Annotated in this window: 14 protein-coding genes; 8 read left to right on the top strand and 6 right to left on the bottom strand. The window is 42.0% G+C overall.

The window, feature by feature from the left end:
- Positions 1–68 precede the first annotated feature (68 nt).
- Genes tadA through N39L_RS18635 form a run of 3 tightly spaced genes read right to left on the bottom strand, consistent with a single transcriptional unit; the run spans position 69 to position 2,373 of the window.
- Positions 69–542, bottom strand: a complete 474-nt coding sequence (gene tadA / locus N39L_RS18645) for a tRNA adenosine(34) deaminase TadA (protein ID WP_014276021.1) — start codon at positions 540–542, stop codon at positions 69–71.
- A 12-nt stretch (positions 543–554) separates the two neighbouring features.
- Complete coding sequence (locus tag N39L_RS18640; RefSeq protein ID WP_231851953.1) at positions 555–827, bottom strand: tetratricopeptide repeat protein; 273 nt, start codon at positions 825–827, stop codon at positions 555–557.
- A complete protein-coding gene (locus N39L_RS18635) occupies positions 781–2,373 on the bottom strand; it encodes a tetratricopeptide repeat protein (RefSeq protein WP_006619971.1) in 1,593 nt (530 codons plus the stop codon). Before N39L_RS18635 ends, N39L_RS18640 begins: the two co-directional genes overlap by 47 nt.
- A 148-nt stretch (positions 2,374–2,521) precedes the next feature.
- On the opposite strand from N39L_RS18635, the gene N39L_RS18630 reads away from it, so the two are divergent.
- The 6 genes from N39L_RS18630 (at position 2,522) to N39L_RS18605 (ending at position 12,094) form a co-directional block, all read left to right on the top strand.
- Entirely contained in the window at positions 2,522–3,613 is a 1,092-nt protein-coding gene (locus N39L_RS18630; RefSeq protein ID WP_014276020.1) for a glycosyltransferase, read from the top strand.
- Positions 3,614–3,729: 116 nt separating this feature from the next.
- On the top strand, positions 3,730–4,782 hold the full coding sequence (locus tag N39L_RS18625) for a methyltransferase domain-containing protein (protein WP_014276019.1): 1,053 nt from the start codon (positions 3,730–3,732) through the stop codon (positions 4,780–4,782).
- A gap of 44 nt (positions 4,783–4,826) precedes the next feature.
- On the top strand, positions 4,827–5,315 hold the full coding sequence (locus N39L_RS18620) for a glycosyltransferase (RefSeq protein ID WP_231851952.1): 489 nt from the start codon (positions 4,827–4,829) through the stop codon (positions 5,313–5,315).
- A 116-nt stretch (positions 5,316–5,431) separates the two neighbouring features.
- On the top strand, positions 5,432–7,936 hold the full coding sequence (locus N39L_RS18615; RefSeq protein ID WP_014276017.1) for a sulfotransferase: 2,505 nt from the start codon (positions 5,432–5,434) through the stop codon (positions 7,934–7,936).
- Positions 7,937–8,016: 80 nt separating this feature from the next.
- A complete protein-coding gene (locus N39L_RS18610) occupies positions 8,017–10,815 on the top strand; it encodes a sulfotransferase family 2 domain-containing protein (RefSeq protein ID WP_014276016.1) in 2,799 nt (932 codons plus the stop codon).
- Between the two features lie 70 nt (positions 10,816–10,885).
- Positions 10,886–12,094 (top strand): sulfotransferase family 2 domain-containing protein, encoded by a 1,209-nt coding sequence (locus N39L_RS18605; protein WP_014276015.1) that lies wholly within the window; start codon positions 10,886–10,888, stop codon positions 12,092–12,094.
- 140 nt (positions 12,095–12,234) lie between these two features.
- On the opposite strand, the gene N39L_RS18600 is transcribed toward N39L_RS18605, so the two are convergent.
- On the bottom strand, positions 12,235–12,516 hold the full coding sequence (locus N39L_RS18600; RefSeq protein WP_014276014.1) for an HU family DNA-binding protein: 282 nt from the start codon (positions 12,514–12,516) through the stop codon (positions 12,235–12,237).
- Positions 12,517–12,593: 77 nt separating this feature from the next.
- Between N39L_RS18600 and tnpA the strand changes: the two genes are divergently transcribed.
- Entirely contained in the window at positions 12,594–12,992 is a 399-nt protein-coding gene (gene tnpA / locus N39L_RS18595; protein WP_014276013.1) for an IS200/IS605 family transposase, read from the top strand.
- Positions 12,993–13,179: 187 nt separating this feature from the next.
- Complete coding sequence (locus N39L_RS18590; RefSeq protein ID WP_014276012.1) at positions 13,180–13,851, top strand: sulfotransferase family protein; 672 nt, start codon at positions 13,180–13,182, stop codon at positions 13,849–13,851.
- Positions 13,852–14,201: 350 nt separating this feature from the next.
- Here the strand turns inward: N39L_RS18590 and N39L_RS18585 are convergent, their stop codons facing one another.
- Together N39L_RS18585 and N39L_RS18580 are read right to left on the bottom strand one after the other, a co-directional pair.
- Positions 14,202–18,980: a tetratricopeptide repeat protein gene (locus tag N39L_RS18585; protein WP_014276011.1), complete on the bottom strand. Its 4,779-nt coding sequence runs from the start codon at positions 18,978–18,980 to the stop codon at positions 14,202–14,204.
- Positions 18,981–19,039: 59 nt separating this feature from the next.
- A complete protein-coding gene (locus tag N39L_RS18580; protein ID WP_014276010.1) occupies positions 19,040–21,793 on the bottom strand; it encodes a tetratricopeptide repeat protein in 2,754 nt (917 codons plus the stop codon).
- Positions 21,794–21,919 lie beyond the last annotated feature (126 nt).

The raw sequence follows: 21,919 nt of genomic DNA, 5'->3' as shown, positions 1-21,919 counted from the left end.
TCTAAGGTAAATCCTCTAACCCCCTGCTGTCATGGGAGAGGATGACAGTTATTAGATTGTCTCAATGGTTACATATTAGCGCGATGTTGAGCAAACCAGGATTGCAGTTGTTGGCGACAGGATGATTCGAGAATACCCCCAAGGACAGGGAGACGATGATAGGAGGCGGGACTGTCTGGAAGATTGCAAACGGTGCGAATGCTGCCAGTTTTGGGGTCATCGACACCATAGACCAATAAACCTATCCTAGCTTGGAGAATGGCTCCTGCACACATGGGACAGGGTTCTAGGGTGACATATAGGGTGCAGGTGTTTAAATGCCAATCTCCTAATACCTGACTGGCTTGGCGCAATGCTATAATTTCAGCATGGGCGGTGGGGTCCGGATCGCGTTCTCGGCGATTTTCTCCCTGGGCAATGAGTTTTCCCTGTTGATTGACAATGAGGGCACCAACGGGGACTTCTCCGGCTTCTCCGGCTGCTGCGCCTAGTTTTAAGGCCTGTTGCATCCAATGACTATGGGTGGTGTAGGTTGGCTGCATGGGAAACTCTGGCTAAGGTAGCCTAAAATGTTGATCAGTAGTTAACATGGCTTCTCCCAAATTGCGATAAAACCACAGGTGAACGGGTCCTGGCTGAAGGTCTATGGCTTTTTGATAATGGGCGATCGCTAATTGGGTTTGACCCTGGCTATGCAAAAGCTGTCCCAACTCCTGATGTAGATCAGGGTTGTTGGGACTGGCTTGGAGTAAATGCCGATAATGAGAAATCGGATCGGTTTTAGAGGCTACCTTTTTTTTTTGCGATCGCCTGCCTGAGAGCATCATAACCCTCTTCAAATTCTGGGTCAATGGTGATGGACTGTTTAAAATGAGCGATCGCTTCGTCTAACCGTCCTTCCTCAACCAAGGCTTCTCCCAGGTGATATTGCACATGGGGAGAGTAGGGATTAAGTTCGGCCGCCTTCTGATAAGCTAGAATTGCCTCATCCCAGCGTTGACCACGAGCGAGGGTATAACCTAGTTGATGATGGGCTACGGCTGACTGAGGATTGAGAATACAGGCTTGGTGAAATCCTATGATCGCATCTTCAATTTTTCCCTTGCTTCTGAGAAACTGTGCGAATTTTTCGTAGGATTCGCTAGAATTAGGATGAAACTCATGGCTGTCGCTATAGGCGGCGATTTCCTCGTCTAGGTGGCGCTGTTTGTCCTGGACTTCCTGTAGATGGGTTTGAATTTCAGCCTGGTTGGGGGGATTAAGATATAAGGCTTTTTGATAGGTGGCGATCGCCTCGGACCAATGGTAAAGTTTAGTCAAGGCCTGACCTAAATCAAACAGGACTGGGGTGGAAGTGGGATGCAATTCTGAAGCCCGTTTATAGGCGGCGAGTGCTTCTAAGAGGCGATCGCATTTAGCTAAAGCCTGCCCCAATTGATGGTAGAATGAAGCGGAGTTAGGATCGACTTGGGTGGCTTTTTGGAATATGTCAACGGCGGCTTCCCATTGATTTAATTGGGTTAAAACCTGTCCTAGGGGTTGCAGAATTTCTACCAAATTCGGGTCTAACTCTAAGGCTTTCTGATAACTCTCCGCCGCCTCTGATAGCTTTCCACTATTGGCTAAAGCGGTCCCCTGGTATTTATGACTGGTGGCTGAGTTAGGATCAACAATACAACAGCGACGGTAGAGGGTGGCTAATTCCTCCCAGCGTCCTTGGGACTCTAGGACTGTTTGCAATTTGGGCAGGGCTTCTGATAGGCTAGGATTAAGTTCGTAGGAGCGACGATAGGAGGCGATCGCCTCTTCGGTTTCTCCTAAAGCCTCCAAAGTTTGACCTAAACTCAGATAACAGTCGGACCAATAAGGGTTTAATTCTAACCCCTGACGATAGGCTGTAACTGCTTCCGAATATTGCTGTTGTTGCTGGTAGGCTTTACCCAAGCTGTGGTATAATTCGGCATCGTCGGCTTTTAACTCAATGGCTTTTTGTAATAGGGAAACCGCCTCCTCTAGGCGGCCTTCTTTAATCAGCACTAGGGCTAAATTGTGGTAAAATTCGGAGAAATCTGGGTCAAGTTCAATAGCCTTGCGGAAACAACTAACGGCTTCTGGTAAGTTACCCTGTTGATTTAGGAGGGTTCCCAGATTATCATAAGACCAGGCAGAATTAGGGTTAAGTTCGGTAGCTTGACGATAGGCTGCAATAGCTTCGTCTATTTTTCCCTGTTGGCTGAGGGCTTCCCCCAAGTTATGATAATACCAAGCCGATTGGGGACTTTCTGCGATCGCCTGATTATAGGATGCGATCGCCTCGTCTAGCTGACCTTTTCTTAGGAGTTGATTGGCTGTGTCGAAGGAAGTGACGCTCATGTTCGGTTTCTTTACTATATTTTGATATGGAAGAACAGATGATTGATATTTGTTGGTTATGACCCGCCCTAGAGACTGACCCAGAGTTTAATTAGATGTTCCCATCCCCCTACTGAATCGAGCCATCCCTCCCAATTGTACATAATTTATGGAATTTGACCGCCAAAAATTAGAGCAAATCGACTCTGAGTTAGAGCGATCGCAGTCCTGGCTAGAACAAATCTCTGAGCAGATGGAAAAGTTACCAGCCCAGGGTAGTCCATCGCCCGCAATTATACCACCTAGCTCACCACAGCGAAAATCTATTTTATTTTATCGAGATTATGGGGGACTAACCGGAGGTCATTTAAAGGTCTGGGATTATTTTAATCATATTCTCCACTCCCAGGACTACCTACCCCAGATTTATTTTTCTCCCGAAAGTGCGATCGATGCTAATAACCCCTGGTTCAATATTGACAAGGAACTAATTTTATCTAAACCGCTATCAGATCCCCAAATTATCTTTATGGACGGTATGGACTGGGAATTTTTACCAGCCACCCAGCGCCACAACTCCCCCATACCAATTATTAATCTAATTCAGCACATCCGGCACGCCTACCCAGATAATCCTCGCTATCAGTTTCTCAACCATAAAGCGATCCGCATTTGTGTCAGCCCAGAAGTAGGAACCTATCTGGCAGAATCACGTCAGGTCAATGGACCCGTGTTTATTATCCCCAATGGCTTAGACACCAGTAGTTTCCCCGAACCCCGACCCGACCCCCAACGGGATATCGAAATCCTGATTTCGGCCCTGAAACAACCGGAACTAGGCGAACAGTTACAACAAAGGTTAGCAGGAATGGGCTATGGGGTGCAACTACTGACATCCCTAATTCCCAGAAGGGATTATCTACAGTACCTCAACCGTGCTAAAATGACGATACTCCTGCCTAACCGCGAAGAGGGAGAGGGATTTTACCTTCCCGCCCTGGAAGCTATGGCCATGGGGACACTAACTATCTGTCCAGATTGTATTGGGAATCGGTGTTTCTGTTTTCCAGGTTACAATTGTCTGCGACCCAAGTATACTGTGGAAGGGCTGTTAGAAGCCATCAAAGAGGCGATCGTCTTTTCTGAGGTGCGGAAGTCTCTGGTCAAAAAAGCAGCCTTTCAAACGGTCGCTGAACATGGTTTAATCAAAGAACGGACAGCATTTATGGAAATCCTGAACCATCTCGATGATTTATGGTAAACTCCCACGGACTGGCGGGCTAGGCTGTCCGGGTTGGTAGCTAGTCAGTTATGAACCTTAATAAACGCTATATTTGCCATTCACTTATAAACTAAAGATAAACCGACATTTATACCATGCAGCCATCTCCAAAACCATCTGCTTCACCCTTGAAACCAAACCAGCCAAAACCTAATCAGACTAATTCACCTCCTAAAAATCCTAGGGAACACCATCGCTTTTTGTATTATAAAAGTGTACTGACTAATCTTATAGATGTCAAAACTACTACAGGGCTAGAAATAGGAGCCTTTGATCGGCCATTTTTCACACCAGGTCATGGAGACATCAGCTATGCGGACTATAGGACAACACAAGAGTTAAAGAAACTAGCAAGGGATACTCCTGGTCATCGCGCCAATTTTGTGGTTGATGTAACATACAATTTGTCAGAAATAGATCTGAGTGATATTCCCAAGAAACATGATTATATAATTGGTTCTCATGTTCTGGAACATACACCCAACATGATTGGTTTTTTGAATCAGATTTCTGATTTATTAAAGGATACTGGTTTAGCTTTTTTCGTCATCCCTGATAAGCGTTATACCTTCGATGTACTGAAGCCCCTAACCAGCCTGGGGGAGATATTAGAAAACAACTTTAACAACTTAGAAAGACCGTCTTTTCGTCATGTATTTAATTCTAACTATTACAATAGACCCTTAAATCTTGGTGATGTGTGGGCTGGCAAAACTAACAGCCAGTCACTGTCTCGCGTCCCCAGAGATGTCAGACAACTAATCTCGACGGCGGAAAAATCTAAAGAGTCATATATTGATACTCATTGCAATATTTTCACGGATGTACATTTCTATGATGTGATATCTGAGTTAATTAAATATAATCTGGTGAATTTTGCCAAAGCAGAAGTTTATCAAACTAAACAAGGATATCTAGACTTTTTGTGTATTCTCTGGAAAGGAGAAAGCCGGACCCCCGATATTTACAGTTTGTTTCCCGACTTAAAAAGTAGACTGATCAATTCTAATCTTCCTTCCTCAACTCCCACTTCCGCAACTAGATCTGAAACTGTAGATGTGAGTAATTTACCTAAGTTAGAATCTCTGCGAAGTAGTCTGACAGATTATCAACAAAAACTCAAGAAAATAGTAGATGATTTTAAGTGAAGTTGAATGTTGAATATTGGTGAGTAGTATAGTGAGACTTAATAATGGGTCAACCCAGAGGTGGGAACCTATCTGGCAGAATCACGTCAGGTCAATGGACTCGTGTTCATGCTCCCAAGTTACCACCAAGGTTAACAGCAATGGGCTATGGGGTGCAACTGCTGACATCCCTAATTCCCAGAAGGGATTATCTACAGTACCTCAACCGTGCTAAAATGACGATACTCCTGCCTAACCGCGAAGAGGGAGAGGGATTTTACCTTCCCGCCCCCGAAGCTATGGCCATGGGGACACTAACTATCTGTCCAGATTGTATTGGGAATCGGTGTTTCTGTTTTCCAGGTTACAATTGTCTGCGACCCAAGTATACTGTGGAAGGGCTGTTAGAAGCCATCAAAGAGGCGATCGCCTTTTCTGAGGTGCGGAAGTCTCTGGTCAAAAAAGCAGCCTTTCAAACGGTCGCTGAACATGGTTTAATCAAAGAACGGACAGCATTTATGGAAATCCTGAACCATCTCGATGATTTATGGTAGACTCCTACCGACTTGCGGGCTAGACTGTCAGGATTGGTAGGTAGTCAGTTATGAACCTTAATAAACGCTATATTTGCCATTCATTTAGAATATAAAGATAAATCCCCACTTATACCATGCCAGATAAAAAAAGCGAATCCCAGGTTTTAATTATTACAGGAATGCACCGTTCAGGTACATCCTTGACCGCATCATTATTGCAAAGTGCTGGGTTGCACATTGGTCGTCGGCTAATGCAGGGAACCGAGTTTAACCCCAAAGGCTACTTTGAGAATATTGATTTTTGTGAATTTCACCTAGATTTATTGCGATCGCAGGGTGTTAATGTAGATGGTTGGACATTACAAGATAACCTAGATGTTCCCGAAGAGTTTATCGACCGAGCTAATGCCATTGTCGACAAAAATTCTCTGAGTCATATTTGGGGATGGAAAGAACCTCGGACGACGCTATTTTTAGATTTTTGGGCGGAGTTATTACCTGATGCTAGGTTTCTGTTGATTTACCGTTCTCCCTGGGATGTGATAGATTCTCTGTACCGCCGAGGAGATGAAATTTTTAGAAATCAACCAGAATTAGCAGTTAAATATTGGGTATTTTATAATCAGAATGTATTAGACTTTTATAATAAATATGGTGATAAGTGTTTGTTGGCAAATATTGAAACGATTGTTAAATATCAAGATAAATATGTAGCAGAAATCAATCATAAATTTGGGATAAATTTAACTAATCCTTCTCCGGCTGTTTATGATGCCTCCCTACTGCAAACGAATAGTTCAGAAGATGGTCAACGTCCCAGCTTAATCGATTATTATTTTCCTGAAGCCATAGAAATGTATCAGGAACTAGAGAGTCGGGGATGGCATCCTAATCAAACTCCAGATTTATCATGGAGTAATCAGATTAAGTCTTCTCCCTATATGGCTTGGGCCTTCAGAGATTGGGCGAATTATCGACTGTCCGCAGCCGAAAATAAGTCTCTCCGGGTTGAGTTAGAAGGGACTCAAGCTAAACTGGAAGAAACTCTGTCTCAGTTAAACCCAACTCGCGATGAATTGGAAGAAACTAGGTCTCAGCTACAGCAAACAGAGTCGATTGTAGAACAGTTAAGGTCTCAGTTGGAACAAACGGAAGAGATTTTAGAAAAAACTCACACCCAACTGCAAAAAACTGAGTCGATTTTACAGGAGTCTCACAGTCAATTGACAGTATTGCGATCGCAGTTTAGCCAAGTTCAGGAAGAACTCGATCAAGCCAAATCACAGTTAAGTCAAACTCAATGGGATGTGATGAAATATCAATCCCAGTTACACCATACGCAGGAAGAACTGGAACAGTCGGAGCAACAAAACCGAGAAATTTTAAGCCACAAACATCAACTACAGTCTCAACTAAATGAGTCTGAGTCTCGGCTGATGAAAACTGAGATGATGTTGAGTCAATCAAGGCTAAAACTGGAACAAGGGAACAAAACCCGAGTCCGAACTATTGCTCAACTTCATGATACCCAAGGTAAACTAGAATATGCGGAGTTTCAACAACATAAGTATCTAGCAGAATTAGAACGACTTGAGCCACAACTGGAGAAAACTGAGATCCAATTGAGTCAGTCTCTGGTTAAACTTAACCAGGTTGAGAAAAATCATCAGCGAACTCTGGTACAATTACATCAAACTCAAGGGAACTTGGAGATATGTCAATTGTATTTAGCTGAAAGTCAGCAACAACAAACCCAGTATAAGAATCAACTGGAAGAGTGGGAACGACTTTGGGAAGAATCAATTGAACAGGAAGATGAGATGGAAAAAGCGATCGCTCAGTATCAGGCTAAATTGCAGGCTACTGAACAGGAGTTAGAATCATCTAAACATCAACTACAGCAAACCCAAGAGGAGAAAACCCAATGGGAACAGGAAATTGAGGAGTACGAAAAACTTGTGGCGGCGGCGAGTACACAGGAAGATGAGATGGAAAAAGCGATCGCTCAGTATCAGGCTAAATTGCAGGCTACTGAACAGGAGTTAGAATCATCTCAACATCAACTACAGCAAACCCAAGAGGAGAAAACCCAATGGGAACAGGAAATTGAGGAGTACGAAAAACTTTTGGCGGCGGCGAGTACACAGGAAGATGAGATGGAAAAAGCGATCGCTCAGTATCAGGCTAAATTGCAGGCTACTGAACAGGAGTTAGAATCATCTAAACATCAACTACAGCAAACCCAAGAGGAGTTACAAAGGTCGCAAGACCAACAGTTAAAAATAGAAGAAGAACTGGTTAGGTTGCGTTTAGAGCGTTCTTTCAACCCGACTGGAGAGACAAACAAACAAGTGGATTACAAATTTTTAGTATGGAAGGCATGGTCTTCATATACAATGGGGAACTATGATGAAATGATTGTAAGTTTGAGACAATCTTGGAAATTCCGAAACGACTCTCCCTCAGAGACGATTTTAGATTGGCTAAGAAGTTTTGAGCAATTCTCATCTGAGAAAAACATCCCGTTTAATTCTGAGTCGCTAACCAAGTTACCGGAGTGGCAAAAACTGATGAAATTGGTCATGGCTAATAAACCCGTTCTAGTCAGCAACTTTTCAAATCCCAAACCCGTCACTTAGAGCAAATTAGGAAAGTTATGTTTTTTTAGCATATTTGATGAATTGAGTTTTGTTGTTTAGTATAATCAGAGATAAAATTTATGCCTCGCCAGTGTTATGTTTTTAACGACAAAAAGCTAGTATTATTTTGGTCTCCTAAGTGTGCCTGTACAGCGATAACCCATTGGTTATATTACGGTTTACTGGGGAACCTCACTTCTAACAAAAAGCCACAACAAGCTCCCAGGACATTGTTAGCTAAACAGGGTTTTTTTAGGTCAATCAATACCTATGAAGATCTTGAAAAGATTAGCAACTATGATGGTTACTTGAAAGTTATATTCATGAGACATCCCATGTCAAGATTGATCAGTGCTTATCTAAATAAGTTTGTTTATTATAATGGTAAAATATTGGATGAATTTCATAAATTAGAACCCTTTTCAAAAAAAGTAGTTCAAGAAATATACAAGTATAATAATTGGGATATTGACCAAAACTATAAAGGGATTCGATTTCGTGATTTGATTGATTATGTTAAACTCAATAAAAGCAAAAATAAACCGATAGATCATCATTGGGATACGCAAGTTTATGATAGTTATAATCCTCAATTATTCTCCTTTGATTATATTTTTCAACAGGAAAAATTTGTTGGAGGTATTAATCAGTTGAACAATATTTTTAATATTGATTATGTTCCTCCTCAGATAAATAGTACCATCAATTATAGAAACCAAGATACCTCAAATGTTGAATATTATGATATATTAAAACAATTCAAACTTGATGATTTATTTTCTGTGGATATATTGTCTTTGAATATTTTTGATGAAGAAAATTTGTCTAATATAGACACCCAAACTTTATACCGAAAATTTATCAATGATAAAATCATCAATTCAGTTTATGAAATCTACAAACAAGATTATCAAGTCGGCAAATATGACAAAAATGTTATCTTTGACATTAGCTCACAAAAAAATGAGGTAAGTGCAAAAATGAAAAGTTTTGTTAACTGGAAGACTTTAGAAACTCAAAGAGTTGTTAGAGGCTGGATATTACCTGAATACGGAATTTGTGAACCATCAGATATTATAGTATTAATTAATGGCAAAAAACTGACTGATGAGAATATTAACCTTAAACGTTTCCATAAGAATAGTGATACTTTACAGGTTAATTTTTGCTTGGATTTATCTCCATATAATCTGAAAAATGGAGATAAAATACAGTTAGCCTTTAGGAATACAGGAAACATACTAGGAACCAGTCAATTTATTGAACAAAGTTCCCCATCATGTGATGATAATACTATATATTTGTTTATTCATATTCCTAAAACTGCTGGCACCTCTTTTAGAAAGGGATTAGAAAAACAATTTAATCCTTCTCAAGTTATCTATGATTATGGCATTGAATCTCCAGTCACAAGTCCAATCATTAAATCTTCAATTTACGGGGAATCTGCCAGTCCCTTACAGCTTAAAGACTATGTTGATGAGAAAAAAATCAAAGTCATAGGAGGACATATAGGAGGTGCTAATCAACGTGACATAAAGCATTATTGCTCTATTTTCGGTAGTCGTCTCAAATTAGTTACATTTCTTAGAGAACCTATTCGGCGGTGTTTATCTAATTATTTTCATATGTATGATCATTATGGTTATTCAGGTACTGTTGAGACATTTGTCAAACAACGACCTAATTTACAATCGATAGTATTAAAAGACATAGATATGGAAAACTTATATTTTTTGGGAATCACAGAGAAATATAATGAGTCCGTTGAATTTTTTAATCGTATTTCTCAAACTTCCGTACCATCACTCACTCTCAACAAAAACCCTAAAATTGAAAACTTTATACAAAACTTACCTCAATCAACATTAGATTTGGTCGTTGAAAATAATGCTCTCGATCTAGAGTTATACAAAGCTGGTGTTCAACTTTTTGAGAGAAGATTCTCAGAAAGTAGGGAATCCAACAAAACAGTGACTTCTGTCAATTTTCACAAAAAGCTATCTCCCCATGAAGTAGGTGAAATATTGTTTAATCATCAGCCAAAACCTCTATACAATGAATCGCTAAATTTAACTTTAATTTTCTGCGCTAAAAGTGCTTGTAGCTTTGGTCTCAAGTGGTTTTTTTATCATGCAGGACTTTATCAAGAGGTGGAATCTTATCATCCTCAGCCCCATATGTATAAAGCCAAGGTTTTTATGGCAAATCCTAAATACAGAAAACAGCTCAGAGCCACCAATAAAATTATCCATTCAAATATAGTATGTTTAGTTAGAGATCCTTTTTCTCGTGCTGTTAGTAGCTACCTTCACGCTATAAAAACCGGATATGATAATCCCGACATATCAAAATTTTTAGGAAGAAAGATCAGCCGTAAAAATAGTTTTTGTTTTGATGAGTTTGTGCAGTATTTAAAATCACTAGATATTAGAAATTGTAATATTCACCATAAGCTGCAAGCTCATCCTTTAATTGAGATGGATATCATCAAACCCCATCTTCTCAAAGTTGAGAACTTATTTAATGATTTTGCAGACATCGAAAAAACTTTAGGTCTTAGTCCGGCTCCACTTGAACAAATTAGCAAATCTCTAGATTTTCATAAAAGACCAAGAAATCACGGCTTTCAACAGCAGTGCCATAAAACCAAGTTCAGGTGGACTAAACAACAATTATTTCCACATTACAAATATTTTTACTCCCAGGAGTTAGTTCGGGATATTGCTAATATTTACCGCGCTGATTTTGAGATATTTGGGTACAAGTCAGAATTAGATTTAGAGTTGACTTCTCAGGCTCCGTCTCAACCTTCACTTACTCAAATAGAAAAAGATATGCTCAAGTGGAGAGATGACTTAAATAAAATCAGAGGTTAATAAAGTTTCAATCCAAACGGAGATTGTTATAATTTATAGAGTTCCTAAATCAATTGAGGTAAGCCCATAAATGAAAAGTTCTGTAAACTGGAATAATTTAGAAAGCCAGGGAATTGTCAGAGGCTGGATATTACCTGACGCAGGAGGTTGTAAACCATCTGATATTGTTGTATTAATTAATGGTCAAAAGTTGAATTCTGAGGAGATTAAACCTAAACGTTTCCAGAGGAATAGTGATAATCTACGGGTGAATTTTTGTTTTGATTTATCTCCCTATAATTTCCCAGATGGCTCTCAAATACAGTTAGCCTTGAAAGATACAGGAGAAATACTGGGAACCAGTGACTTAGAAAGTAGGGAATCCAACCAATCAGTGGCTTATCTGAATTTTTACAAAAAGCTATCTCCGCATGAAATTCGTAAAATATGGCTTCGTAATCAGGCAAAAACTATATACAATAAATCGCTGAATTTAACTTTAATTTTCTGTGCTAAAAGTGCTTGTAGCTTTGCTGTAAAGTGGTTTTTTTATCATGCCGGACTTTATCAAGAGGTGGAATCCTACCATCGTTTTCCTCATAGGTATAGATCAGAAGTTTTTACCCAAGATCCTCAATACAAAAAACATATCAGAGAAGTAGACGGCATATTAAATTCAAATATAGTATGTTTGGTTAGAGATCCTTTCTCTCGTGCAGTTAGTAGCTATATCCACGCTATTAAAACTGGATATGATGATCGCGCAATATCAAAATTTTTAGGAAGAAAGATCGGCCGTAAAAATAGTTTTTGTTTTGATGAGTTTGTCCAGTATTTAAAATCACTGGATATTAGAAATTGCAATATTCACCATCAGCTTCAAGCTCATCCTTTAATTGAGATGGGTATCATCAAACCCTATATTATCAAAGTTGAGAACTTATTTAATGATTTCCAAGAAGTAGAGAAAAAGTTAGGTTTGAATCCTTCTCCACTTAGCCAAATTAGCAAATCCTTAGAGTTTCATCGCACTCCGAAGGATTCGGCATTTAAAAAGGAATGTTACCATATTCAGTTTTCTGAGGCGAGAAAGCAATTATTTCCACATTACAAATATTTCTACTCTGAGGAGTTAGTTCGGGATATTGCTAATATTTACCGCGCTGATTTTGAGATATTTGGGTACAAGCCAGAATTAGATTTAGAGTTGACTTCTCAGGCTCCGTCTCAACCTTCACTTGCTCAAATAGAAAAAGATATGCTCAAGTGGAGAGATGACTTAAATAAAATCAGAGGTTAATAAAGTTTCTCGACAAATGGAGATGGTTAGAATTTATAGAGTCCCTCCCCAAATTAAAGCAGTAGGGCGTATATAATACGCCCCTAAAGTTCTATAATGCTAACAGGTTATCTCTGTTAATGGTTAATCAAATGTTGTTATTATGAATCGGCCTCTTCTTTATCCTTAGAGGGTTTAATAACCCGGAAGTTAACCACTGTACGCGCTGGGACTTCAGTGGTTTCACCAGTTTCTGGGTTGGTTTTGGTTCTTGCTGGTTGCTCTTTGAGGGTAAATTTCCCTAAACCTCTGACCACCACTGGCTGACCACTCTCAATTTCCTCAGAGATAGCGCTAAAAGCCAAGTCCAAAATAGCTCTAACTCTTTTCTTGGGAAGTTTGGCTTTTTCGGCGACGCGCTGGACGAGTTCGTTTGTTTTCATACCCAAAAACTCCTATGATTAGGTGGGAACAGCCAGATTATTGTTCTAACTGACTTTACTATAACAACTTTTTGTCTATGTGTCAAGTCTATAGACACAATCTAACAACAAAATCTTTGATTAACTACCACTTTGTTTGGAGTTCTAGGCGCAAACGTAAGGTACTCAAGGGGATGGTAGCGATTAGACTTAGGGAGTTAATCGAAGAAGTATGTCCAGATTTGGAGGTCGAAATCCTGACTCTGGATATACACCCTAACTATGTCCACGCATTTTTAGATTGTCCGCCGAAGATCGCCCCGCATCAGATTATCCATCGAATCAAAGCCTATACAGCCCGTCACCTCCGTAAAGAGTTTGAGCATTTGCTGGTGCTACCATCAATATGGACTCGTTCTTACCTAGTTTCGACATCGGAGACCATCTCTCAGGAGATTATTGAGGATTATGTGAAAAACCAAGGGAAAAGAGGATGAAATACGACCCAACAGACGAGTCGATAACTGTCAATGTGTCTGCTGTTGAAGCTAATAGACTATCTGAGTTAACGCATTTATACTGTGATATGATACTCTAAGACAAATATCAATAGATTGGTGAGATAATGCATTACAGTGAATCAAATATGGTCAATTAGCTGGGAAAAACTTAGAGATTAAAATTATGACTGAATTCTCTGAAAAATTACCAAATAATACATTTTTATTTATTCATATCCCTAAAACGGCTGGGACTTCTTTTCGGTCTCAAATCGAAAAAAAACTCAAGTGCATTTTTGAGTATGGGGCTGACCCAAAAACTTCGCCATTGGTACATGAGACGATAGATAAAGGTGACTTAACATCTTTTGTGAAATCATTTAAATCGGAGGGCTTTGAAGCTATATATGGTCATTTTGAGGTGGCTAAGTATCAGCCAATTGTAGACCCCGGGACAAAATTTGCTACTTTCTTGCGACACCCAATTCAGCGATCTATATCTAACTACGAGCATTTTCGTAGACATTATGGGTATGATAAATCTGTGGAGGAATTTTTCAGCAATCCCCATTTTTCTAATCAACAATCTAAAGCCCTTGAGGGGATAGAGCTTGACCAGTTATTTTTTGTGGGAATTACTGAGCGTTATAGTGACTCTATTAAACTGTTTAATAAACTGACAAACCTTGATATTAAGGATGTCCAAATAAATTATAACCCCCAAAAAAAAGTTGATGAGCAGTACGAGTTAGATTCTGAATCCTTGAAACTGATAGAAAGCAAGAATGAGAAGGACTTAGACTTATACTGTAAAGCTCAGTCAATTTTTGAGAGACGACTGGAAGAGATTATGTAAGTATTCCAGTCTAATAATTTAGGAACCTGTGGGGAAGAAGGTTGGGTTCCTTCTTCCATCTTAGATGCGGCAAGGGGACTCCCGTTATACTCGTGCATAGTTAGCGGGAGGGGAATTGCTGCCAATATTGAAATTGAGCGATCGCCAATCCTTGTTTTCAGGATGTTATAGCACTACGCATATACAAACTGGCTGAAGTTGGCTAGACACGCATTTGTAGGTGTTTTGACCGAGATATCGCTTACCCTCAAAAAGCCGTTATTGAGGGAGACTGGTCAAGGTAGGACTCTTACAAGCCGACGCTATACCGCCTAAAAGCGGTTAGCGTCGGGTCGTTGACAGGTCCCTATCTAATCGTCTGAGCTACCATGTCGCAGGTGTAATGTTGACAAAGGAATCTCATTCCCGTCTTCCATGGTAGCTAGAATCAAAATTTCTACTTCACTGGGTGTTTCACTGACATCAATGGTTTTGACGAAGCCACTATCAATAGCATGGGGGACATCTGGAAATACTTTAGCGACATCACCACGCTCCTGGTTCATTTTGGATTCGCCAATGACACGATCGCCACAGATAAACTTGATTAGTTTAGCCGGAGAGTGCTTACCAATCACCCATCCCTGAATCAGCATATTTTCCTCATTAAAAGGCTGGTGTAGCTTGGGTGAGTCGATCGCACATCCTAAAAACGCCTCCCTATCCTCAGACATTGATATCGCTACCACCTGATTTTCATCATTACTCAGACGAATACCATAGTCCTGTCGTATGCGACTCAGGTTAGGGTTATAGCAGGGGTCATTCTTGAGTAAATCTCTCCACCGCTGCTTCATGATTTTAGATTCTCGTTTAAACCGTTCTTCTTTTTCCGGCGTATCCTCATAACCACGACTCTTAGACTCGTAGTGATATAAAACCACATGGGGTAGATAAATATTCCGATATCCTCGGCTCACTAACTTTAAGCAGAAATCCACATCATTAAATGCAACTTCCAACTCTTCATCTAACCCACCAACCTGGTCAAAAACCTCTCGCTGACACATCAAACAGGCTCCCGTCACGGCGGAGTAATTATTAACCGTTACCAGTTGGTTATAATAACCCAAATGATGAGCCTGATAACCCTTATGGCTGTGACCCGCTACCCCGCCAATTCCCAGGACAACGCCAGCGTGTTGAATCGTATCATCAGGATAGAGTAACAAAGCACCGACAGCACCAATAGAGGAACGTTGAGCCTGTTCTACCATGGCTTCTATCCAGTCGGGGGTCAATACCTCTGTGTCATTATTTAGAAACAGTAAATAATCGCCCCTAGCTTTAGTTACCCCATAGTTATTAATTTGGGGGTAATTAAACGGTACATCAAACTCGTAACAGCTAAAGCGTTGGGGTTCTTTTTGTTTCCAGGCGTTGATAATATCGAAAGTTTCTTGCTCATCACTGCCATTGTCAATGACCACCACTTCATAGTTAGGATAAGTGCTTTTTTCAAAAATTGATTGTAGGCAATGATTGAGAGTGGTTCCCAGGTTGCGAGTCGGGATAATAATACTCACAAGTTTGTGTTCTTCGATGTGATAGCGAACAGTGTATTGACCGGGGAAATTCTCATGATCGGAAACGATTCGCGCCTTTTCTTGGCAACGAGCAAAGGATTCATTTAGGGCTTTTTCTGCTGCTATATAGGCGTAGAGTTTACTGTTGGGGTCGTAGGCGGTGGAACCGCTATGCTGTCGCCAACTGTAGAGAATTTTGGGGATATGGAAAATCTTATTAGTTTTCTCAGTTACTCGCAAAACTAGGTCATAGTCTTGACTACCTTCGTAACCAATTCGGAAGTTACCTACTTGATTAACCAGTTCCCGGCGATATACTCCTAAATGGCAGGTATACATCCGTGCTAAAAATGAGTCAGGACACCAATCTGGCTTAAAGTATGGGAACACTCGCTGACCGTATTGGTCTAATTTATCCTCATCGGAATAAATCATATCAGCATCGGGATTTTCATTAAGTACCAGTGCGACCTCATAGAGTGCTTCTGGGGTAATGACATCATCATGATCTAATAGTGCTATATATTCTCCTGTGGCTAATTCCAAAGCAGAATTGGAGGCGGCGCAAATGTGACCGTTTTCGGTGCGAAAAGCAACTTTAATCCGGTTATCTTTTCTGGCATATTCTTTGAGAAGAGGTTTAATCCAAGGTTCGCTGGAATTATCATCAGCAATACACAGTTCCCAGTAGGGATAAACTTGGTTAGTAACTGATTCGATCGCCTTTTTCAGGAACTTTTCCGGGGTATTATATACCGGCATAACCACACTAATTAGCGGCTTATATCCGAGATAATTAACCGCCTGAGACATTTGCCGTAAGTCAGCGGGTCTAGGCAAATTTTCCCTCAGCCAATGTTCATAACTTTCTTGGTCAATGGGAAACCGTTGCTCAGATGGACGGGATTTTTTCTGAGTAGGAAGAATTGGAGTTTCCCCGAAAGTTTCTTGAGGAATGAATAGTTCTAACCCGTCATTTTTTTTTTCAATCACCTGTTGTAGGCGAGAAGCGATCGCCCTATTGTCAGGGTCAAGGTCTTGAGCCATTTGGTAAAAAACGATCGCCCCATCCAACTGAGTTTGTCGAGCCAGAGTATCAGCCAACTTAACATAGAGTTCAGAATCATCAGGCTTAATCTCGATCGCCTTATGATAGGTATCCACATTATCTGGTTCTTGTTCCATCACCTGAAGATAACACCCCAGAGCCTCATCTAAATCACCTTTAGCGCGTTCTCGCAGTGCATCAGCCAGTTTTTGTTGAATCCCAGGTAAATCCGATTGTACAGCCATGGCGGCGCGATACCCCTTAACCGCCTCTTCCCAATTTTGAAGTCTAACCGAAACCTCTCCCAAATTATAACTAGACCAGGGGAACTCTGGATTCAACCGCGCCGCCTCTCCGTAAGCCGTAGTCGCCTCCGACCAGCGTTCCAACTTAACCAGAGCCTCCGCCAAACTGTTATAGGACCAGGAATAATCCGACTTAATCGAGATCGCCTTTTGATAAACCTCAACCGCTTCCGACCAGCGTTCCAACTTAAACAGCACATCAGCCAAACCATTGTGAGACCAGAACAAATTAGGGTCCAACTCATTAGCCTTTTGATAAGCCTCAATAGCCTGATCAAACGCTTGTTTATCCCGCCATAGGTCTCCCAACTTTTGCCAAACCTCAGCATTATCCGCCGCCAAATCCGTAGCTTTTTGATAGAAAGCGATCGCCTCATCTAGCTGTCCCGTCTGTACCAGAGCATCAGCGAAACCCTTACACAGCTCAAAATCCGCCCCAGAAGCATCCAAAGCCATTGCTTGACCCAGAACCGGAATCACATCAGCCCAACGTTCTTGTCGCAGCAATACCCGACCCAACCCATAATAGGCAGCCGCCAGATTTTTGTCCAATTCCAGCGCTTTACGATAAGCCGCCTCCGCCTCCGACAAATTCCATTGTTGGTTGCGAAGTTCCCCAATTTGGTAGTATCCCGCCGCCCAATTCGGATTAAGCTGTAATAGCTGACCATACAGAGCGATCGCCCCATCAAAGTCCTGTTTACCAGCCAAACACTCAGCCAAACCCTGGTAAAAAACTCCTGATTTCGGGTCAAGTTCAATAGCCTGACGGTAAGCCGCCTCCGCCTCTGACCAAGCCTGCTCAGAAGCCTTCACCTTACCCATACCATAATAAGCCGGAGCCAGTTGTTTATTCAACTCCAAAGCCCGCTGATAACTCTCATAAGCCTGATCGAGCTTACCCTGACCGAGGCGAGTATTTCCCAGACGCAGATGATCTTCCGGGGTAGCCTTATTCGGTTCCAAAGTATAGGCTTTTTCCAGACATATAGAGGCTTCACCCTCTCGCCCCAGACGTTCTAAAACCTTAGCCAAATTGCGATAGAACCCGGCAAAATTAGGATTTTGAGCGATCGCCTGTTGATAACAGGAAACCGCCTTTTCCAGGCGATCTTCCTGGGCGTACAAGCTACCCAAATTCGCATGAACTTCCGGGAATTGAGGCTTAACTTCCAGAGCCTTATTGTAGGAGCGCACCGCCGCCTCCATTTCCCCCAACATTTGCAGAGCATTCCCCTGAATTTTATAGGCTTCCGCCAAATTCCGGTCAAGTCGCAATGCTTTCTGACAAGCCGAAACCGCCTGTTCCCATTTTTTAATAGCGCAGAATGCCTTAGCCTCTTGTAAAACCGTTTCCGGGTTAACCGGGCGACTAATAGGAACCCCCATTCCCGTCTCCATAGGAACTTGTGGAGATTGACCCACCACCAACACATCAGGCTGAGGAACCTGCCCCGCAGCAGTTGCCGCTGCTAAAGTATCTTGAGGAGTTGACACCGCCGCCGCCAAAGTATCCACCGGGTTAGAAACTGCTGGAGTTGGGTTATTCAACTCAATAGCCTTCCGAAAATAGGTAGCAGCCTCCGGCAATTTACCCTGTTGTTTAAGGGCTTCCCCCAGATTTTGATAAGCCGCCGCCAAACTCGGATTAAGATTAATCGCATTTTGATAACAAGCCTGTGCTTCCGTCGCCATACCCTGCTGCATCAGACCATCACCCAAAGCCAGATGTTCTTGAGCGCTGAAAGTTTGAGGTTCTAGGGTGTAGGCTTTATATTGAGTTCGGATAGCATCTAAGGGGCGATTTAGTTGAGTCCAGACCTTAGCCAAATTCCGATAAGCCCCAGCAAATTCTGGTTTAATCGAGATCGCCTTTTGATAAGCAGCACTAGCCTGTTCCCATTGTTGCGATCGCGCATAGAGGCTACCCAAATTGGCGTAAACTTCAGCCCAGTTGGGTTGTAGTTCCAGGGCCTTCGTATAGTTTTGCTTGGCGGTTTCTATATCTCCCCCTCGCAAGGAGACATCTCCCAGGATCTTAAACCCCACCGCCGAGGTAGGTTGAATTTTCAATAATTGTTCACAAGCCTTACGAGCATCATCAACCTGTCCTTGTTGAAGATATGCTTGGGCTTGTTGTTGCAGGAACTGGACACTTTTTTGGAGGATCTCTTTAGCTTGCATGGTTTGGCTCAGATCAGACGGACTCATTTTTTAATTCCCAAGATTCGATTGTACTCGTTTATGGTGATTGGATCACAAAATTTTTTTTATCTAATTTCCAACTTCTCTAAAATCTTCTCCAACCCGGTCATATTGACCCAGATATCCTCAGTTAAGGGATTTTGGTACATTAGCGATCGCAAAGGGTAACAGGAAAACCCATCCCCAGTCAGGGAATAATGCTCTAATCCCAAAGCCTGAGATATCACCCAATAGTAATGGCGGTCATAATGGGGGGAGATCAACTCAATCACCCTCACCCCTCGCTGACAGAAAATCAAATTGGTTAAACCACTCCCATGGGGACCGATAACTATTTCCGCCCGTGAGAATAATGCCACCTGCTGGGAAAATGATAGTTTCTCTGGTAGCACCCGCACAAACCCCAACCGACTCAGGCGCGCCATCACCTGTTCTTCATTCAAAACCCGTCGATGTCTAGCCTGGGCACGACTAACATAGATACGATTAGGGTAATCATGATTATCACCTGTCGCCAGCGGGAGAAAAGTTCCTCGCAGGAAGTCCACCCCCCAGGGTTGCAACCATCCCGTGGGAGAAGCAAACGAGGGGACTAGCAACTGTCGCGCCTGAATATGGGGGTAGCGATCGCTTTCGATAATTTTCGATTCCGCAATACCCAAGCGCCGCAAAGTTTCCCGCTGAAACGGTAGCAAGGCGCTATTGACCACAAACCCATCTATCTGATTAAAGTCTACCCCCACCCGTCGCATTAATTCCCACCGTGGCATTATATCAACCATCCAGTGAAAATAGATATGTCCCGAAAGTCCTGATAATACCGCCACCGTCCCATCAATATTTTGGGGGGGACAAAGTTTAGTTTGGCGAAAAATCCAATGTTTTTCGGGATTATAGTTAGTACAACCCGGAAGGGGGGCGGGATATTCCCGTGACAGGTCCGCTAACAGTTGATTATCCGGTGTTATGGTAGCGATCGCCCGACAGACTTTCCAGTTATTTTCTTGGGGGACAATCCAACACCGTCCCTGGGGAATACTTGCCACAAAGGTTTCAAAGGGAACCTCTACAGTCTTGGCATCTGCCACTCGCCTCTCAATACCATAACCTAAATTGCTCACCTCAAATCCCGCAAAAATTCGCTCTCGACAAGGGCTACAATCTAAACCGCCGCACTCTCCCCCTACATTGTCTAAGTCTAACTCTGTTGGGGGTAGCTGTTGTCCTACCGTTGGAATCGGGATATAGTGGCTGGTGTCTATATTATTCGCCTGTAGCCATGCCTGGGTTTTCTGATAAACTCCTTGGGGTGGCTGTTGTGGTCGGGGAATTTCTCCGGTCGATATAGTTCCGCTATCCCGCCACTCCTGCGAAACAGTAGTTAACTTCTCTGCTGTTCCTCCGTTTTGTAAGACTTTTGAATAATAAGCGATCGCCACTTCCCACCGTCCCTGTAACTCAAGTAAACTCCCCAAAAGCCAATAGACTTCTGGGGAGTATTCAATCACCCCGGCAGTATGGCAAACTGTTATTGCCCCCTGCAACCTTCCCTGTTTAGCTAGACAGGATGCTAAATCCAGGTAAGTTTGTATTTTCTGAGGTTTAATCCTTAATGCTCGTTGATAATACCTAATTGCTGCATCCCACTCACCATATTGATTTAGGGTATTACCCAAATGACTATAGGTAGCTTCTAGGTAGTTATAAACCGCATCTGGCACCTCAGTTACACTATGATCAGACTCCTGGGAGTTCTCAGAGTTCCCCAATTCCCAATCGGATTTTTGCAGAGCTTCCAAAAACTGGGCGCAGGCTATTTGTGCCTGTAGTAGTTCATCTGAACCTGTTTCTAGGATAACATCCCGATTAAAGTGTTGGATATAACCCTGCACAAATTTGGGGTCAATGGCGATCGCTTTCTGGAAACAAGCCATGGCTTGAGATAGGCAACCTATGATTAGGCAAGAATTCCCACAGTCGCTATAGAACATGATATTATCCGGTTCAATGGCGATCGCTTTTTGAAAATAAGTGATTGCTTGTCGGTGGTTATTTTTGTGCTGCCACAACTTACCCAAATTACTGTAAGCAATAGCTAAATCTGGTTTCAGGCTAATTGCCTTATGGTAAGCGGCGATCGCTTCACTCAGCTTTCCTTGGCGAGCGAAAGCCCAACCCAAATTATTATATACTAATGGTTCGGTTGGGTCAATACTTAGGGCTTCTTGAAAGATAGCGATCGCCTCATCTATCTGATTTTGCTGTAATTGCAAATATCCCAGAGTGTTGAAAATTTCCTTAAAATTAGGGCAGTTAATTCGGCCTTGTTGTAAAACTTTAATCGCTGTGTTAATGTCCCCCCGCTCATTTAACCGCAGCGCCATATCTAAATAAGCCTCACCTAGCTTAGGGTTTAAGGCGATCGCTTTTTGGTAACAGCCAATAGCCCCTTCAATATTACCCTGCCAATGCCAAGTCATCCCTAAATGATAGTGTAAATCTGCCCAATTAGGAGAGAGGTCGATCGCCTGTTGGTAAAATGAAATAGCTTCATCAAACCAGCCCATATTCCGATATACTTGGGCAAGGTAAGCATAGCTAATAGGTTGGTTAGGTGCAAGTTCAAAGGCTTTGGTATAAGCCCCCATGGCCGCTATGAATTGGCCATTATCTTCTTGAATATTGCCTAGTAGTTGATAAGCAATGGCACAATTAGGCTGTTGGCTGATAATTTCTCGACAAATAGCAAAAGCCCGATCTTGGTTTCCTTGGCTTAAATTATCCTGTGCCAACTTCAACAACTCTTCAACACTACTCATTCCCACTCCCAGTTTCCCTGTCGCAGTCTACAACAGGCCTAGCGCTATCTTACCCAAAAATTATAGTCCTCCCCTGCCCATTTACTCAACTTTGATCCATCATCGTCTCGATTTTCATATAATATT

Source organism: Limnospira platensis NIES-39, assembly GCF_026000695.1.
Taxonomy (GTDB): Bacteria; Cyanobacteriota; Cyanobacteriia; order Cyanobacteriales; family Microcoleaceae; genus Limnospira; species Limnospira platensis.
This window is presented reverse-complemented; position numbering and strand designations above follow the sequence as displayed.

Bases quoted from the DNA above. Each gene is read 5' to 3' on its own strand.
- N39L_RS18610 (WP_014276016.1), top strand. From the start codon at position 8,017: ATGCCTCGCCAGTGTTATGTTTTTAACGACAAAAAGCTAGTATTATTT.
- N39L_RS18625 (WP_014276019.1), top strand. From the start codon at position 3,730: ATGCAGCCATCTCCAAAACCATCTGCTTCACCCTTGAAACCAAACCAG.
- N39L_RS18605 (WP_014276015.1), top strand. From the start codon at position 10,886: ATGAAAAGTTCTGTAAACTGGAATAATTTAGAAAGCCAGGGAATTGTC.
- N39L_RS18600 (WP_014276014.1), bottom strand. From the start codon at position 12,516: ATGAAAACAAACGAACTCGTCCAGCGCGTCGCCGAAAAAGCCAAACTT.
- N39L_RS18580 (WP_014276010.1), bottom strand. From the start codon at position 21,793: ATGAGTAGTGTTGAAGAGTTGTTGAAGTTGGCACAGGATAATTTAAGC.
- N39L_RS18620 (WP_231851952.1), top strand. From the start codon at position 4,827: ATGGGTCAACCCAGAGGTGGGAACCTATCTGGCAGAATCACGTCAGGT.
- N39L_RS18590 (WP_014276012.1), top strand. From the start codon at position 13,180: ATGACTGAATTCTCTGAAAAATTACCAAATAATACATTTTTATTTATT.
- tnpA (WP_014276013.1), top strand. From the start codon at position 12,594: ATGTGTCAAGTCTATAGACACAATCTAACAACAAAATCTTTGATTAAC.
- N39L_RS18635 (WP_006619971.1), bottom strand. From the start codon at position 2,373: ATGAGCGTCACTTCCTTCGACACAGCCAATCAACTCCTAAGAAAAGGT.
- N39L_RS18585 (WP_014276011.1), bottom strand. From the start codon at position 18,980: ATGAGTCCGTCTGATCTGAGCCAAACCATGCAAGCTAAAGAGATCCTC.
- tadA (WP_014276021.1), bottom strand. From the start codon at position 542: ATGCAGCCAACCTACACCACCCATAGTCATTGGATGCAACAGGCCTTA.
- N39L_RS18640 (WP_231851953.1), bottom strand. From the start codon at position 827: ATGATGCTCTCAGGCAGGCGATCGCAAAAAAAAAAGGTAGCCTCTAAA.
- N39L_RS18630 (WP_014276020.1), top strand. From the start codon at position 2,522: ATGGAATTTGACCGCCAAAAATTAGAGCAAATCGACTCTGAGTTAGAG.
- N39L_RS18615 (WP_014276017.1), top strand. From the start codon at position 5,432: ATGCCAGATAAAAAAAGCGAATCCCAGGTTTTAATTATTACAGGAATG.